This window comes from Nocardioides sp. JCM 18999 (assembly GCF_055391175.1).
In genome coordinates, this window is sequence record NZ_AP043887.1 from 3,082,286 (window position 1) to 3,097,690 (window position 15,405).

Here is a 15,405-nt window from a genome sequence, read left to right on the forward strand (position 1 = left end):
CCCGTTCACCTGGAACCGGGAGGGTCTGTCACGTGCGGATCGCTCAGCTGGCCAACTTCATCGGGCCCCGCTCGGGAGGCATGAAGACAGCGCTCGAGGCGCTCGGGGCCGGCTACGCCCGGGCCGGGTGCGAACGCCTCCTGGTCATCCCGGGCGAGAACGACCGGCGGTACGACGGCCCGCACGGTCCGCTCGTCGAGGTCCGCGCCCCGCGGGTCGGTGGCGGTTACCGCTTGATCCTCGAGCCGTGGCGGGTCGTCGACATCCTGGAGGAGTGGGGCCCGACCAGCATCGAGTGCTCGGACAAGTTCACCCTGGTCCCGGTGACGTGGTGGGCGCGGCGCAACGGCGTCGGGTCGGTGCTGTTCAGCCACGAGCGGCTCGACGACCAGATGCAGCTGCGGACCGGCCTGGACACCACGACCAAGGTCTCGATCGGACTGCTCAACCGGATCCTCGTGCGCTCCTTCGACAACGTCGTGGTGACCTCGCGCTACGCCCACCGGGAGTTCCACCAGCTCGCCGAGGATGCCGGCACCCCGATGATGCTGATCCCGCTCGGCTCCGATCTCGAGCACTTCCATCCACGCCGGCGTCGGCCGCGGGAGAGCACGGCCGGGGCTCTGCGCCTGATCCACGTCGGCCGGCTCTCCCCCGAGAAGTCGCCGCAGCTGGCGGTCGGCACCGCCCTGGAGCTGCACCGCCGGGGCGTGGACGTCCGGCTCGACGTCTTCGGCGAGGGACCGATGCAGGCCGAGCTGATGGCGATGTGCGGCCGGGCACCGGTCAGGTTCCACGGACACCTGAGCGACCGCGCCGAGCTGGCCCACCGGATCGCCGACGCCGACGTCAGCCTCTCCTGCTGCCCGGCGGAGACCTTCGGGCTCGCCGTCCTGGAGGCGTTGGCGTCGGGAACGCCCGTGGTGACCGCGGACCGCGGCGGCGCCCGCGAGCTGATCGACGACTCCTCGGGCGCCTGGGCCGCACCGCACCCGACGGCGCTCGCGAACGCGGTCCTGCGGGTGGCGGAGCGGCCCGTCGCCGTACGACGTCGGGAGGCACGCGCACGGGCGGAGCAGTTCCCGTGGTCGGCGACCGTCCAGCAGCTACTCGAGGTGCACGGCCGCGTGAGCCGGTTCGAGCGTGCGGAGCCGGCCTCGGCGTGAGGCCCGCTCGAGGAGCCACAGCACCCCGAGGACGAGCAGCCCCATGGCGACGGTCAGCACGATCGCCACGTAGGCACCGTGCAACGACGGGTCCAACGGTGCGACCAGGCCGAGCACGATCGAGCCCGCGACCAACGCGACCCGCCCCCGCCGGTTCAGCGGGAGCACCGCGAGGAACGGGAGCGGCCAGAGGAAGTACCAGAGCTGCACCACCGGGCTGCCGAGCACGAGCGCGCTGACCGCGACCGCCACGGCCGCGACAGCCGCGGTGCGACGTCCTGTGGGTGCCTTGAGCGCGAGGGCTGCGAGCACCACCACCGTGCCGAGCGAGCCGACCTTCCGCATGATCGCGATGAAGTACGCCGGCTCGGTCCCGAGACCCAGCAGGCCGGAGACCCAGTCCCCGATCCCTCCGATGACGACGGCCGGGGTCAGCAGCGTGTTGACGGTGCCGGGGACGCTGAGCGCATCGACCCAGCCGTGCCCGAGACCGCTGACCACGCCGAGCCCGAAGAGCACACCGACCGCAACGGCTCCGACCTGGACCGCTCGGCGACCGCGCTGGAGCAGGCTCGCGCCGACCGGGACGGTGGCCAGCACGATGCCGAGGCAGACCAGTCCGCCGGGGAGCTTCACCGCAGCAGCGAGTCCCCCGAGGACCGCGCCGAGCGCCCAGTGCCGCTCGACGCCGACCACGAGTGCTGCCGCCATCAGTCCGATCATCAGCAGGTCGTTGTGCAGGCCGCCGACACCGTTGGCCAGCATCATCGGCGAGGCGATCACGACGAGGGTGGCGATCGCCGGGTCGGCGCCCGTCCATCGAGCCAACCGAGGGGTGGCCCAGGCCAGCAGGGCGATCCCGATCAGCGCGAGCATGCGGTGCCCGATGGCGAGCATCAGCGGGTTGCCGGTGTGCTGCGCCATCTCGGCGCCCCACCAGACCGGCAGCGGACCGTACGGCGTCGGGGTGAACCACCAGCGCGGGTCGACCGCTTCCTGCACCGGGCCGGAGAGGATCCACGGGCCGTGCTCGTAGGGCGAGATCCCGGCAGCGACGAGAGCGCCCTGCGCCGCGTAGGACCAGCCGTCGCGGGAGAAGAGTGGCGGGGCGACGACGAGCGGGAGGGTCCAGAGCACGGTCGCGAACCGCACCAGGGCGAGTGCCTCGTCGCCCCCGGCGTCGGCGGACGTGTCGGCGATCGTGCTGCGCAGCCGGAGCCAGGAGTGCGCCAGCAGCCCGAGCCCCAGCATGATCACGGCGAGCCCGAGCATCCGGCCCCACTCATGCTCGCGCAGCAGCACGAGGGCGTGGTGCCGCAGCATCGGCGTGGAGTCCGGCAACGTCGCGACGATCCATCCTCCGACGAGCACGCAGATGCTGCCGATGAAGCCGCGCAGGATCACATGCGGACGCTACGTTCGCCGAGCGAATCCCGGCCGGCCGGCGTGTGAACGACGGGTCAAACGTGGTCGACCACCGTCAGAGAGCCGCCTGGGCACCCGGACCGATCCGGCTAGGGTGCGAGGCATGATCAAGCGACTCGAGCAGATGCCGATCGGTGCGATCGGTTTCGAAGCCACCGGCAAGGTCACCAAGGAGGACTACGAGACCGTCCTCGCGCCCGCCGTCACCGCCGCGATCGCTGAGGGGCCGGTGCGGCTGCTCTACGTCCTGGGCGAGGACTTCGAGTCCTACTCCCCCGGCGCGCTGTGGTCCGACACCCGGCTGTGGGCCGGCAACCACGACGCGTGGGCACGGATCGCGGTCGTCACCGACGTGGACTGGGTCGAGAACGCGATCAAGGCGTTCGGCTGGTTGATGAAGGGCAAGATCAAGGTCTTCGACGACGACGACCTCGACGAGGCCAAGCTCTGGCTCGTCACCCCCGACGTCGACTGACGCCGGACCTGAGCGGGTTCAGGATTCCGCGCGGGCCTTGAGCCCGGCGGCGTGCCGGGCGAACCCGTCGGCCACCCGGCCCGGTCCCGCCAGGCGGACGAGCGGACCGCTGAACTCCTCGACCGTGTCGTAGACGGTCGACCCGCCCGGCCGCTGGGTCAGCCGCTGGTGCCGCACGCCCCGGACCAGGCCGAGCCTGGACGGCAGTCCCTCGTAGCGGTACGACAGCAGCGCGGTCGCGGTGCCGTCGGCGGCGACCGTCGGCGGCTCGATCGCGGTGATCCGCTCGGGCGACGTGGTGCCCTTCCCGTTCGCCCAGCGCACGTGCAGCAGGATCGGGTTGCCCACCGCGGCCGGTTGAGCGGTGTCGGCCCGGACCACGAACGGGTTCCAGGCGCCGTACGACGGCGTGTCGAGCATGATCTGCCAGACGGTCTCGATCGGGGCGTCGATCGAGACCGAGGCCCGCGGATCAGTCACGCGAGGTCCGTCTCCCCGGTTCGAGGCTCTCGAACCCGATCCGCGTCGCCCAGGCGACTCCGCCGAGGAGCAGGACGAACGCGGCCGACACGAAGACCAGCAGGCTGCACACGGCGACGAACGGAATCCCCCACGCCACGAAGGTCACGAGGCCCGCGAGCACGGCGACGACGAGGCCGCCCCAGAACATCATCGAGATCTGGTCGCGCCGCCGCAGGTGCAGCGCAGGAACCGACTGCCTCTGTTGTGTGGTCATGCTCGTGCCTCTCGACTCGGATCCCACCCCCGTGCGTGGCGCCAGAGTAGGCGAGGACGACGCCCGCCCGCGGGCGAACGCATCGACTCCTACGGGTGCCGGACCCCGACCCCCGCGAGGATCGAGCGATACCCCTCGACGTACGTCAGGTACGCCGGCACCCAGCCCGTGGCCCGCAGTCGGGCGTTGCTGAGTGCCCGGTCGGCGCCCCGGGTCCGGGATCCTGCCTCGGCCGGCGGCGGGTCGGCGACGCCGAGCTCGTCGGCGAGGAATCGGACGACGTCGGCGTGCACGGCGGGATCGTCGTCGACACCGACGTAGACCGCCTCGGGCTGCGCCGACATGGTCATCAGGTGCACGATCGCCGCGGCCGCGTCGTCACGGTGGATCCTCGCGGTCCGCCGGTCGGTGGGTGCGGCCGTGCCTGAGCGGACCCGGTCGATGAGCCCCTGCCGACCCGGGCCGTAGATCCCGCCCAGGCGCAGGACCGTTCCTCCCGGCATTCGGCTCAGGAACCGCTCCTCGGCCTCACGCATGATGCGGCCGTTGAAGGCCGTCGGCTCGGTCGGTGAGCTCTCGTCGACCTCGCCGGTCAGGGCTCCGTAGACGGCGGTCGAGCTCACGAACAGCGCCCTGCCGGGGGCGACCCCATCACGTTCCAGGGCGTCGAGGACGTGGTCGACCCCGTCGACGTACGCACGCCGGTAGGCCTCCTCGGTCGACCCGTCGGCGGCGACGGCGATCACGACGATCTCGGTGTCGCCCGGAACGCGCGGGAGGTCGGGGGCCGACAGGTCGGCTGCGACGCCGACGATCTGATCGGGCAGCACGCTCGGCGTACGCCGCCACCCGGTGACACCGTGGCCGGCGGCGGCGAACCGCAGGCCGGCCTCGGTGCCGAGGTCGCCACATCCGGCGATCAGGACCGACATGGCCCTGAGACTACGGACCCGCCCTCCGGGCGTCCCCCTAAGGTGGACCTCCATGTCGACCCCACCGCTTCCGGCCGATGAGTCGACGGGTGGACAACGGCGTCGGCGGGGCACGGTCCGGACGGTCCTGCGCGCGCTCGGGGCCGTCGCACTGTCGCTCGTCTTCGTGCTGCTCCTCGGCGCGGCGTACCTGTACCGGGATCTGAACAGCGGCATCCACGTCTCCCCCGGTCAAGGCGACCTCACCCATCGGCCGCCCGCGGTCGAGGTGGAGGGTCCGCACGAGCCGATCAACATCCTGGTGATGGGCACCGACTCACGCGAGGGCGCCAACGACATCGACGGCGACCGGTCGACCGGGGCACGGTCGGACACCACGATCCTGTTCCACCTCTCCGCCGACCGGACCCGCGCCTACGGGATCTCGATCCCCCGCGACTCGATCGTGGACCGGCCCGAGTGCCCTGCCTCCGAGGGCTACGCCGCATCACCCGCCGAGGTCGGAGCGATGTGGAACGCCGCGTTCGAGGTCGGCGGTGCGACCTGCACGATGCAGCAGTTCGAGCAGCTCACCCGGATCCACCTCGACCACCACGTGGTCGTGGACTTCGACGGGTTCAAGCAGATGGTCGACGCGATCGGTGGGGTGCGGATGTGCATCCCCCAGGACATGGTCGACGGGACCTACACCCACACCACGATCAAGGCCGGTAAGAACCGTCTCCTCGACGGGACCGAGGCGCGCACCTACGCGCGGATGCGGCACATCTTCACGCCCGACGGGAAGCGGATCGGTGACGGCTCGGACATCAGCCGCACGCGCCGTCAGCAGGCCCTGGTCGGATCGATCGCCCGCGAGGCGGTCAGCGCCGGCACGCTGGCCAACCCGTTCACGCTCCGGAAGTTCCTCAAGGCGGTGATCGACTCGGTCACGGTCGACGAGGGCCTGGGCAACGTCGCGAAGCTGGTCGGCCTGGGCCTGCAGTTCAAGGGCATCGGTCTGGGCCACATCCAGTTCCTGACCATCCCGAACCACCAGCCACCCGGCGATCTGGCACACGTGGCCTGGACCCAACCCGCGGCGAACGAGATCTGGCACGCGATCCGGCACGACCGGGCCATCCCCGACCGGTTGCTCACCGGCGTGATCACGGCCGACGACCCCGCGACCGGCGGCAGCGGCCCGAGCGGGAGCCCGTCGCCGAGCACCTCGCCCGATCCGTCGGGCAAGCCGGCCCTCCCGGCGACGCAGTACGACGACCCGGACCGCAACGGGCTGTGCTCGTAGGGCGGTCGACGGCGGGCTCCGAATCGAGCCCGGCGCCATGGCTCAGGGAGTCTGCACGTCCGTGTAGTAGATCGCTGCCGGCCCGTAGGTGTACCACTCGATGGTGCAGCTGAAGCGCCCCGTCGCACCTTCACCGGCCACGTCGCCTTCGACCACCCACCGCCCTGGGTCCGTGGTGAACTTCGTGGCCACGTCGCTGACGACCGCCTGCTCAGAGCTCCCGAGCTCCATTCGTACCCGTGCCGCACAGGCATCGACTGCCTGCGCCCTGGAGAGATCACCAAACACCCATCGCGCAGCATCGCTGTCGCGCATGGGCGAGCGCAGAACGCCGAATGCGACGATCACCAGACCAAGAAGGACGAGTCCTCCGGCCAGCCAACGCCTCACCTTCGTGTGGCCATCCTCCGGGTCAGCGGTAGTTGGTGAACTGGACCGCGAAGTCGAGGTCCTGACCCTTGACCAGCGCCTGCACGGCCTGCAGGTCGTCGCGGCTCTTGGAGGAGACCCGGAGCTCGTCGCCCTGGATCTGGACCTTGGCGCCCTTGGGGCCCTCGTCGCGGATCAGCTTGCCGATCTTCTTGGCGTCCTCGGAGGTGATGCCCTCCTTGAGGACGACGTCGATCTTCGACTGCTGGCCCGACTGGCGCGGCTCGGAGGCGTCGAGGATCTTCAGGCTCTGCTGACGCTTGATCAGCTTGTCCTGGAAGACGCTGAGCACGGCGCTGGCGCGGTCGTCGGCCGACGCGGTGATCTCGATCGCCTCGCCCTTCCACTCGATCGTGGCGCCGGTGCCCTTGAAGTCGAAGCGGGTGGAGATCTCGCGAGCCGTCTGGCTCAGCGCGTTGTCGACCTCCTGGCGGTCGAGCTTGCTCACGATGTCGAAGGAGGAGTCAGCCATGGCGCTCATTCTTCCCCACCCGCGCGAGGGCTGCCAGGACCGACCCGGCCTTGAGCTCGGTCTCGGCCCACTCGGACTCCGGGTCGCTGCCCCACACGATCGCTCCGCCGGTCCCGATCGTGGTCTCGTCCCCGTTCACCACCGCGGTCCGGATCACGACCCGCAGATCGGCACTGCCGTCGTCGCCCAGCACCCCGATCACCCCGGAGTAGACCCCGCGCGGGGACGGCTCGAGGGCGTCGATGATCTGCATCGTCCGCTCCTTCGGCGCCCCGGTCATGGAGCCGGGCGGGAACGCCGCACGGATGGCATCGACCCGGGTCCGGCCGGCGGCGAGCGTGCCTCGGACGGTGGAGACCAGCTGGTGCACGGTCGCATAGGACTCGACGGCAAGGAACCGCGGCACCTGCACGCTGCCCGGCACGCAGACCTGGTTGAGGTCGTTGCGCACCAGGTCGACGATCATCAGGTTCTCGGCGCGGGTCTTCGGCTCGGTGCCGAGCCCGTCCGCCGCCGCCTGGTCGAGGACCGGGTCGTCGTGTCGGGCGGCCGTGCCCTTGATCGGGCTCGAGCTCACCACTCCGGCGGCGGAGACGGTGAGGAACTCCTCCGGGGTGGCCGAGCAGATCGCCAGGTCCCCGTGCCGCAGGTACACCGCGCGCCCCGTCGGCGAGCCGGCGCGCATCGCCTCGAAGAGCTCGAACGGATCCGCTGGCGCCTCCGTCGTGATGGTCCGGGTCAGGCAGACCTCGTAGGACTCGCCCCGCGCGAGATGCTCCTTGATGGTGGCGATGGCCGCGCCGTACTCCTCCGGCCCGATGTAGCTGGAGAAGCCGATGGACCCCTGGCCGGCACCCAGCGCACGGGCCGCCGGCACCTCGATCACGTTCGCTCGGTCCGCCCGCATCCAGAGCGCGTCCGGGGCGCTCCGGCCGGACCGCGAACGCGGTCGGCCGCCGCGGGTGATCGCCTTGACGCCGTACCCGAGGTAGCCGACCCAGGTCCCCTCGAGGCCGTCCATCCAGGTCCAGAGGTCGTCGGCGACGAGAGCGCCGTCGATCCGGACGCCGTCCCCGACGCTGTAGGTCGCCACGGTGTCCGAGGTGCCGACCAGAGCGGTCCTGTCGGGACGCTCGACCCAGAACTCGCTCACCGTGCCACCGCCCGGACGGCGTCGAGGAAGGTGGCGACCATCCGGTCACCGTGCTCGGTGGCGACGGACTCGGGGTGGAACTGCACGCCCCACCACGGGCGGCCGGGGACCTCGAGGCCCATCACGACGTCGTCCTCGGCGGTCGCGCTCACCCGGATCTCCGGGCCCGGTACGACGGCGAGGGAGTGGTAGCGCGTGGCCGTCAGCGGGGTCGGCAGGCCGGTGAACGGCCCGGTCCCGTCGTGGCTGATGGCCGACAGGTGGCCGTGGTGCGGCTCGATCGCGATGATCTCGGCACCGGCGTGGACGGCGAGCAGCTGGTGCCCCAGGCACACCCCGAGCACGGGAACCTCCAGCATCCGCGTCAGCAGCTCAGGCACGTGCCGCACGTCCTCGGCCTGCCCCGGGTGCCCTGGGCCGGGTGAGATGACGAGGGCGTCGAGGTCCTCGGCCGCCAGCGTCCGGACCCGGTCGTCGTCGTTGGCCAGCACGGTCACGTCGGCACCGGCGACCGTCAGCGAGGCCGCGAGGTTGAACGTGTAGGAGTCGTGGTTGTCCACGAGCACCACGCGCACCGATCCGCCTTGCATGGCCTCGTCCTACCATGCGGCCATGGAATACGGCTGCTTCACGACGATGCGCGTGGATGCCACCGGCGCAGGGATCGGTGTCCGCGGCTGGGACCTCCACGTCGAGAGGCTGCGCCGGGACACAATCGCCCTGTTCGGTCGCCGGGTCGAGCGGGCCGCCGTGGTCGACGCCGTCCGGGCCGCCACCGAGGGTGTCGAGCTGCCGATCCTGGTCCGCCTGGCCGTCGAGACCGACGACCTCACGATCACGACCTCGACCCGCGGGGTCACGCCCTCCGACGTCCCGCTCCGGGTGCGCAGCGTGCGGCACGACCGGATGCACCCGGAGATGAAGCACACCCTGACCGCCCCCGAGTTCGCCGCGAAGGAGGCAGCGGTGGCGGCCGGGTACGACGACGCGGTCTTCCTCACCGCCGACGGCCTGTTCAGCGAGGGCACGACCTGGTCCCTCGTCCTGGGCCGCCCCGACGGGAGCTGGGTCTTCCCCGATGCGCCGGTGCTGCGCAGCGTGACGGTCGGGACCATCGGGCCCTCGGTGCCGATCGCAGTCGCCCCGGTCGGCCCCGCCGATCTCGCCGGTTTCGACCGCGCCGCTGCCGTCGGATCGGGTCGCGGTGTGCACGAGATCGCGAGCATCGACGGCTGGGCGAGTTCGGGTTCGGTGGAGCGGCTGCGGTCGGCGTACGACGCTGTGCCCCTCGATTCCCCCCACTGAACCCATCTGGGTTATCGTTCCGTGCTGTTGTGAGGCTTCGGCCGAGCAGCGATCCCAGGCGGGTTGCCCGAGCGGCCAATGGGAGCGGACTGTAAATCCGTCGCGAAAGCTTCGAAGGTTCGAATCCTTCACCCGCCACACGGGAACAACGGCCCCTGGCTTGCGGAGACGCAGGTCGGGGGCTGTTTCGTTTCCGCCACTGGGAGGATGACCCGGTGGACCAGGCCGACCTGTACGAGCTCGACACCGAGCCGACCCGCATCCAGGCCGACGTCATCTGGGCGTGGCTCTCGACCGAGGCCTACTGGGGACGGGACCGCAGCCGTGCCGAGGTGGAGCAGCAGATCGCAGGAGCCTGGCGGGTCGTCGGCGTCTACCGCACCGACACCGGCGAGCAGGTCGGGTTCGCCCGGGCCGTGTCCGACGGCGTGAACTTCGCCTACCTCGCCGACGTCTTCATCAGGAGCGAGCACCGCGGCCACGGGCTCAGCAAGCGGCTCATGCAGCTGATGATCGACGACGGCCCCGGCAGCCGGTTCCGCTGGACCCTCTTCACCGGCGACGCGCACGGGCTCTACCAACAGTTCGGCTTCACCGAACCCGACGCGACCGCGATGGTGCGTCCGGCTCGCTCGTGACGGCGGGGTCTTGGTGGCCCGGTGGACAATCGATCCATGCGCGCTCTCATGCACTCCGAGTTCGGCGACCCGACGAAGGTCCTCTCCGTGGTCGACCTCCCTCTCCCCGAGCCGGGTCCGGGGCAGGTGCGGGTGCGGACGTTGCTGAGTCCGATCCACAACCACGACCTGCTGACCGTCGCTGGGGTCTACGGTTTCAAGCCCGAGCTCCCGGCGGCTGCCGGTACTGAGCTGGTCGGCGTCGTCGATGCTCTCGGCGAGGGCGTCCGGGGCCCCGAGGTCGGCCAGCGGGTCGCGACCGGATCCACGTTCGGCGCCTGGGCGGAGTACGTGCTCGCCGAGGCTGGCGCGCTGGTCCCGGTGCCGGCCGGGCTCGACGACGAGACCGCCGCCCAGCTGGTCTCGATGCCGTTCAGCGCGATCTGCCTGATCGCCTCCCTCGACCTGACCGAGGGCGACTGGCTGGTGCAGAACACGGCCAACGGAGCGGTCGGCCGGATCGTGGCCCAGCTCGCCAAGGCCCGCGGGATCAACGTCGTCGGCCTGGTCCGGCGCAGTGCTGCCGTGCAGGAGCTGGCCGAGGCCGGGATAGACCGCATCGTCGCCACCGACACCGACGACTGGCGCGACCAGGTCGTGGCGCTGACCGGCGGTGCGCCGATCAAGGCCGCCGTGGACTCCGTCGGCGGCACCGCAGCCGGCGACCTGCTCTCCCTCGTCGGACCGGGCGGTACGTTGGTGATCTTCGGCGCGATGGGCGGGGGACGGCTCGACCTGTCGACCAGCGACGTGCTGTTCAAGCAGGCCACGGTGAAGGGGTTCTGGGGTTCCAAGGTCGCCGGTTCGATGCCGTCCGACGAGCGCGCCGCACTGTTCGGCGAGCTGATTCAGCGCGCCGCCGACGGTTCCCTCACGCTGGCTGTGGAAGCCGTGCACCCGTTCGAGGAGATCGCCGTCGCGGCCGCTGCCAACGGCGCGCCGGGGCGACGCGGCAAGGTGCTGCTGAGGCCCTGACCTCCCCCACCGCTTCGGCGAGAGCCCTTGTCATCGGCCCCGAGATGCGGCGATAGTAAAAAATCTCCCGCCTGAGACAGGGGGCTTGCATGGGGGCGTGGGGTCGGGTCCTGGCAGCGATGGCGCTGGCGGTGGCTCCGATCGCTCTGCCCAACAGTCCGGCCGAGGCGGCCGTGGTCGACCCGCTCCACCTGGTCTTCAACGGGCAGGTCAACGGGGCTCTCCAGATGGTCGGCAACGGCGTTCTGGGTTGCCCTGCCGCTGCTGGCACACCGCGGACCGAGTGCCTGGCCGCGAGCCAGCGGCAGAACACGTTCAACAACAACCGCTTCGCCATGGAGTACGTCGACGTGGACGATGACCCGGCGACGTACGACTCCTCCTCGGGGCAGGTGACGATCCCTGCCGGGGCCCGGATCGCCTACGCCCGGCTGCAGTGGGGCGGCAACCGCGACGGCAACCAGTGCAACATCGGCTCCCCGGCGACGTACCCGTCGGGCAGCTCGCAGACCCAAGCGGTCAGGCTCCGGATCGGGACGGACGCTCCCATCGACGTCGCGCCGCAGAGCTGGAACGGCGATGCCGGGTCGGTCGCCTACTACACCGCAGACGCCGACGTGACCGCCGACTTCGCCGGGATGGCGTCGGGGTCGCCGGTGACGATCACCGTCGGGAACGTCTACGCGCCGACAGGCCTGGGCTGCCACGGCGGCTGGTCGCTGATCCTGGTGCACACCACGGACTCGGTGCCGTGCGGCGCCGAGCGGCGCGAGATCTTCGTCTACGACGGCCACGTCCGGCAGCAGAGCAGCGACCCGCCGACGTCGGTCGTGGTCTCCGGGTTCAAGGTCAACGGGGCGCCGGGGCGGGTCGGGATCACGGCCTACGAGGGCGACAACGGACAGACCGGCGACCAGTTCCGGGTCAACGGCATCAATATCGCTGAACCGGTCACCGGAGCGACCAACAACTTCTTCGCCTCGACCGCGCAGAACCAGCTGAACCCCGCCTACCCGAACAACTTCTCCGTCGATGCGAAGCGGTTCGACCTCCCTCCGGGCACCGTCCCGATCGGCGCCACCTCGGCCACCCTGACCACCGCGACCAGCGGCGACGCCTACGTCGTGCAGTCCTTGACCGCCTCGATCCCGGTCCCTGCCCTGTGCATGACCAAGACGGTCAGCCCGACGGTCGCGCATCCCGGCGATCTGCTCACCTGGACGATCAACGTCCGCAACCCGTCGGACGCCGATGTGCTGGACGTCGCCGTCGAGGATCCGGGCGTCCCTGCGTGCGCTCGGAACCTTGCAACGCTGGCGGCCGGCGGATCGACCACCTACACGTGCACCTCGATCGCCGACGCCGACCTGACCAACCTGGCCACGGCCACCGGCACTGCCGTGGACGGCACCAGCCTCGGCGCCACCGCCTCGGCGAGCGTCGACGTCCTCGACCCCTCGATCGCGGTGACCAAGACGGCGGGCACGCCGATCGTGCGTCCTGGTGATCCGATCACCTGGACCGTGACCGTCGAGAACACCGGCGACGCACCCCTCGACCCGGTCGCTGTCGACGACGAACCGGTCGACGCGTGCGACCGGACCGGACTGGGGCCGCTCGCACCCGGCGGCACGATCACCTACACCTGCACCAGCCCGTCGGTCACCGGTGCGTTCGTGAACGCGGTGACCGCCAGCGGCACCGACACCCTCGGTCGCGTGGTCACCGACGACGACACCGCCTCCTTCCGGGTCGTCAGGCCCGCCCTCGAGGTGACCAAGCAGGCCGACCCGGGCGTGGTCCACACCGGCGACTCGATCACCTGGAGCGTCACGGTGACCAACACCGGAGACTCCGACCTCGCGCCGGTCACCGTGACCGACGACCAGGTTGCCGGCTGCAGCCGGACGATCACCTCCCTGGCTGCCGGCGAGGACCAGACCTGGACCTGCACCAGCACCGCCGGAACGACCGACCTGACCAACACGGTCAGCGCCCGCGGCAGCCCCGAGGCAGGCGCCGACGTCACCGCGGCGGCGACCGCCGCCGTGGACGTGCTCAACCCGGCGATCCAGATCCGCAAGTCCGGTTCCCCCGACGCGGTGCGGGCCGGCGACACCGTCACCTGGACGATCACGGTGAGCAACGCGGGCGACGCTCCGCTCGACCCGGTCTCGGTCGCGGATCCCACGACCCCGGCCTGCGCTCGGAACGGTCTCGGCCCGCTGGGGGTCGGTGACGCCGCGACGTACACGTGCACGAGCGTGGCCGGAGCCACCTCCGCGACGAACACGGCGACCGCCACCGGCACCGATGAGCTCGGTCGCGCGGTGACGGATGAGGCGACCGCCACCGTCGGCCTCGATGCACCGGAGATCAACGTGACCAAGGTGGCCTCGCCCGACGTGGTGCGGGCCGGAGACACGGTCACCTGGACCGTGCAGGTCACCAACACCGGCGACACCGTGCTCAACAACGTCACGGTGTCCGACCCGGAGGTCCCCGGCTGCACCCGGTCCTTCGCCTCCCTCGCCGTGGAGCAGAGCCAGACCTGGACCTGTACCAGCACCGCCGGCAGCTCGGACCTGATCAACCACGTCGTGGCTCGAGGCACGCCGCCGACCGGCGCACCGGTCGAGAGCGATGCCAGCGCCGCCGCCGACGTCATCCACCCGGCCATCGAGCTGACCAAGGTCGTCGACAGCACGACGGCCGTCGACGGCGCCACCCTGACCTGGACCCTGAGCCTGACCAACCCGGGCGACGTCCCCCTGACGACTGCGACCGTCACCGACATCACGGTGCCCGGGTGTGACCGCACGTTCGCCACGCTGGATCCGGGTGAGGAGCAGACCTGGTCGTGCACGAGCGTCGCCGGCACGGACGACGTCAGCAACACCGCGACAGCCCGGGGGAACGCGCCGGTCGGGCCGGCGGTGAGCGACGACGCGACGGCCACGGTCGACGTGATCCATCCGGGGATCGCGGTCACCAAGACCGTCGACCCCGAGGTCGCGGTCCCCGGCAGCCCCGTGACCTGGACCGTCACGGCCGAGAACACCGGGGACGTCGAGCTGACCGACGTGAGCGTTGTCGATCCCAGCAATCCGGCGTGCAGCCGCTCCGCAGCGAACGTGGACGCCGGCACCACCCGGACCTGGACCTGCACCGCGACCACCGGGCAGGCCGACCTGGTCAACACCATCACGGCCACGGGGACGCCCCCGACCGGTCCGACGACCAGCGCCTCCGCGACCGCGACCGTCGACGTCATCCACCCAGCGCTCGGGCTGACCAAGACCGCCGACGTCTCCACCGCGATCGCCGGCCAGACGATCACCTGGACCCTGACCCTGACGAATCCGGGCGACACCGCGCTGGGGCCCGTCGAGGTGAGCGACACCGGGGCGCCGACCTGCGACCGCACCGTCCCCGACCTGGTGGCCGGGGCCGACGTGACCTGGACCTGCGAGTGCGATGCGGGCCAGGACGACGTGACCAACACCGCGGAGGCCATCGGCACCCCCCTCGCAGGCCCCCCGGTCACGGCCACCGCCAGCGACACCGTCGACGTCGTCCATCCGGACCTGACGGTGACGAAGTCGGCCGAGCCCGCCGTCGCCGTGGAAGGCACCCCGATCACCTGGACGATCACCGCGACGAACACGGGCGACGTCCCCTTGAGCGACGTCGCGGCGGTCGACGGCAGCGTGGCCGACTGCGAGCGCACCATCGGCACGCTCACCGCTGCCGAGTCCCAGACCTGGACCTGCGCCAGCACCGCGGGCGCCGACGACGTGACCAACACCGTCGACGTCACCGCGGCGGCCCCCCTCGGGCCACCGCTGGAGCGGTCGGCCAGCGCGGCCGTCGACGTCGTCCATCCGGGCCTGCGGCTGAGCAAGACGGTCGACCAGGTGAAGGTCCGAGCCGGCGGACTGGTCACGTTCACGATCACCGCGACCAACACCGGAGACGTGACGCTGCCCCAGGTGTCCGTGCGCGACGTGGGAGTGCCCCGTTGCTCCGGGGACGACGTGAGCCTCGCGCCCGGGGAGAGCGTGACGACCCACTGCCGCCTGCGACTGAGCTCCTCGCTGACCAACGTCGCCGTCGCCTCGAGCCAACCGCCGGCCGGTGCTCAGGTGAGCGCCGAGTCGTCAGCGACGGTCACGGTGACGCCCAGCTCCCTGACCGATGAGGACGACGGCGGTGGGAACGCCGGGAGCGGGAGCGGCAGCTCCGACCTCGGCGGCACCGGTGCACCGGGTGGCCTGTGGCAGGCGGGCCTGGGCGGACTGCTGCTGGTCGCGGTCGGGGTGGCCCTCGTCGCCCGCCGCCACTGAGGGGCGCGTCACCGCCCGAAGGCGGA

The 15,405-nt window shown here is 71.3% G+C and carries 15 protein-coding genes and 1 tRNA gene; 8 read left to right on the forward strand and 8 right to left on the reverse strand.

Going from position 1 to position 15,405, the window contains the following annotated elements; all coding sequences use genetic code 11:
• Positions 1-32: 32 nt before the first annotated feature.
• A complete protein-coding gene (locus tag ACZ5J1_RS15285; protein ID WP_464560292.1) occupies positions 33-1,166 on the forward strand; it encodes a glycosyltransferase in 1,134 nt (377 codons plus the stop codon).
• Here the strand turns inward: ACZ5J1_RS15285 and mptB are convergent.
• A complete protein-coding gene (gene mptB, locus ACZ5J1_RS15290) occupies positions 1,107-2,570 on the reverse strand; it encodes a polyprenol phosphomannose-dependent alpha 1,6 mannosyltransferase MptB (protein ID WP_464560294.1) in 1,464 nt (487 codons plus the stop codon). The two genes, ACZ5J1_RS15285 and mptB, sit on opposite strands and share 60 nt — an antisense overlap.
• A gap of 124 nt (positions 2,571-2,694) precedes the next feature.
• On the opposite strand from mptB, the gene ACZ5J1_RS15295 reads away from it, so the two are divergent.
• A complete protein-coding gene (locus ACZ5J1_RS15295; protein WP_464560296.1) occupies positions 2,695-3,066 on the forward strand; it encodes a SpoIIAA family protein in 372 nt (123 codons plus the stop codon).
• Positions 3,067-3,084: 18 nt separating this feature from the next.
• Here ACZ5J1_RS15295 and ACZ5J1_RS15300 read toward each other — a convergent pair whose 3' ends face one another.
• From ACZ5J1_RS15300 to ACZ5J1_RS15310, 3 genes are all read right to left on the reverse strand, one after another.
• Positions 3,085-3,546 (reverse strand): SRPBCC domain-containing protein, encoded by a 462-nt coding sequence (locus ACZ5J1_RS15300; protein WP_464560298.1) that lies wholly within the window; start codon positions 3,544-3,546, stop codon positions 3,085-3,087.
• The gene (locus ACZ5J1_RS15305) at positions 3,539-3,802 is read right to left on the reverse strand and encodes a hypothetical protein (protein WP_464560300.1); all 264 of its coding nucleotides are present in this window, start codon (positions 3,800-3,802) and stop codon (positions 3,539-3,541) included. The genes ACZ5J1_RS15300 and ACZ5J1_RS15305 overlap by 8 nt, the downstream gene beginning before the upstream one ends.
• A gap of 89 nt (positions 3,803-3,891) precedes the next feature.
• Complete coding sequence (locus tag ACZ5J1_RS15310) at positions 3,892-4,734, reverse strand: NAD-dependent epimerase/dehydratase family protein (RefSeq protein WP_464560302.1); 843 nt, start codon at positions 4,732-4,734, stop codon at positions 3,892-3,894.
• Between the two features lie 52 nt (positions 4,735-4,786).
• On the opposite strand from ACZ5J1_RS15310, the gene ACZ5J1_RS15315 reads away from it, so the two are divergent.
• Positions 4,787-6,022 carry an LCP family protein gene (locus ACZ5J1_RS15315; protein WP_464560304.1) on the forward strand — a complete coding sequence of 412 codons (1,236 nt, stop codon included), beginning with the start codon at positions 4,787-4,789 and terminating at the stop codon, positions 6,020-6,022.
• Between the two features lie 42 nt (positions 6,023-6,064).
• Here the strand turns inward: ACZ5J1_RS15315 and ACZ5J1_RS15320 are convergent, their stop codons facing one another.
• From ACZ5J1_RS15320 to ACZ5J1_RS15335, 4 genes are all read right to left on the reverse strand, one after another.
• The gene (locus ACZ5J1_RS15320; RefSeq protein WP_464560306.1) at positions 6,065-6,370 is read right to left on the reverse strand and encodes a hypothetical protein; all 306 of its coding nucleotides are present in this window, start codon (positions 6,368-6,370) and stop codon (positions 6,065-6,067) included.
• Between the two features lie 64 nt (positions 6,371-6,434).
• The gene (locus ACZ5J1_RS15325) at positions 6,435-6,923 is read right to left on the reverse strand and encodes a YajQ family cyclic di-GMP-binding protein (protein WP_464560308.1); all 489 of its coding nucleotides are present in this window, start codon (positions 6,921-6,923) and stop codon (positions 6,435-6,437) included.
• On the reverse strand, positions 6,916-8,076 hold the full coding sequence (locus ACZ5J1_RS15330) for an anthranilate synthase component I family protein (protein ID WP_464560310.1): 1,161 nt from the start codon (positions 8,074-8,076) through the stop codon (positions 6,916-6,918). Before ACZ5J1_RS15330 ends, ACZ5J1_RS15325 begins: the two co-directional genes overlap by 8 nt.
• Positions 8,073-8,666 carry an aminodeoxychorismate/anthranilate synthase component II gene (locus tag ACZ5J1_RS15335; protein ID WP_464560312.1) on the reverse strand — a complete coding sequence of 198 codons (594 nt, stop codon included), beginning with the start codon at positions 8,664-8,666 and terminating at the stop codon, positions 8,073-8,075. The genes ACZ5J1_RS15330 and ACZ5J1_RS15335 overlap by 4 nt, the downstream gene beginning before the upstream one ends.
• 22 nt (positions 8,667-8,688) lie before the next feature.
• Between ACZ5J1_RS15335 and ACZ5J1_RS15340 the strand changes: the two genes are divergently transcribed.
• The 5 genes from ACZ5J1_RS15340 to ACZ5J1_RS15360 all read left to right on the forward strand — a co-directional run bounded on the left by ACZ5J1_RS15340 (position 8,689) and on the right by ACZ5J1_RS15360 (position 15,379).
• The gene (locus ACZ5J1_RS15340) at positions 8,689-9,381 is read left to right on the forward strand and encodes an aminotransferase class IV (protein WP_464560314.1); all 693 of its coding nucleotides are present in this window, start codon (positions 8,689-8,691) and stop codon (positions 9,379-9,381) included.
• Positions 9,382-9,438: 57 nt separating this feature from the next.
• Positions 9,439-9,519 (forward strand) — tRNA-Tyr (locus ACZ5J1_RS15345).
• A gap of 77 nt (positions 9,520-9,596) precedes the next feature.
• Positions 9,597-10,019: a GNAT family N-acetyltransferase gene (locus ACZ5J1_RS15350; protein ID WP_464560316.1), complete on the forward strand. Its 423-nt coding sequence runs from the start codon at positions 9,597-9,599 to the stop codon at positions 10,017-10,019.
• Between the two features lie 36 nt (positions 10,020-10,055).
• Positions 10,056-11,033, forward strand: coding sequence for a zinc-binding dehydrogenase (locus ACZ5J1_RS15355; protein ID WP_464560318.1), 978 nt, complete (start codon positions 10,056-10,058; stop codon positions 11,031-11,033).
• Between the two features lie 89 nt (positions 11,034-11,122).
• A complete protein-coding gene (locus tag ACZ5J1_RS15360; RefSeq protein WP_464560320.1) occupies positions 11,123-15,379 on the forward strand; it encodes a DUF7507 domain-containing protein in 4,257 nt (1,418 codons plus the stop codon).
• Positions 15,380-15,405 lie beyond the last annotated feature (26 nt).

What these genes read in the sequence shown, in the direction of transcription:
- ACZ5J1_RS15340 (WP_464560314.1), top strand. Translation starts at nt 8,689, where the DNA reads ATGGAATACGGCTGCTTCACGACGATGCGCGTGGATGCCACCGGCGCA.
- ACZ5J1_RS15325 (WP_464560308.1), bottom strand. Translation starts at nt 6,923, where the DNA reads ATGGCTGACTCCTCCTTCGACATCGTGAGCAAGCTCGACCGCCAGGAG.
- ACZ5J1_RS15310 (WP_464560302.1), bottom strand. Translation starts at nt 4,734, where the DNA reads ATGTCGGTCCTGATCGCCGGATGTGGCGACCTCGGCACCGAGGCCGGC.
- ACZ5J1_RS15315 (WP_464560304.1), top strand. Translation starts at nt 4,787, where the DNA reads ATGTCGACCCCACCGCTTCCGGCCGATGAGTCGACGGGTGGACAACGG.
- ACZ5J1_RS15295 (WP_464560296.1), top strand. Translation starts at nt 2,695, where the DNA reads ATGATCAAGCGACTCGAGCAGATGCCGATCGGTGCGATCGGTTTCGAA.
- ACZ5J1_RS15355 (WP_464560318.1), top strand. Translation starts at nt 10,056, where the DNA reads ATGCGCGCTCTCATGCACTCCGAGTTCGGCGACCCGACGAAGGTCCTC.
- ACZ5J1_RS15335 (WP_464560312.1), bottom strand. Translation starts at nt 8,666, where the DNA reads ATGCAAGGCGGATCGGTGCGCGTGGTGCTCGTGGACAACCACGACTCC.
- ACZ5J1_RS15360 (WP_464560320.1), top strand. Translation starts at nt 11,123, where the DNA reads ATGGGGGCGTGGGGTCGGGTCCTGGCAGCGATGGCGCTGGCGGTGGCT.
- ACZ5J1_RS15305 (WP_464560300.1), bottom strand. Translation starts at nt 3,802, where the DNA reads ATGACCACACAACAGAGGCAGTCGGTTCCTGCGCTGCACCTGCGGCGG.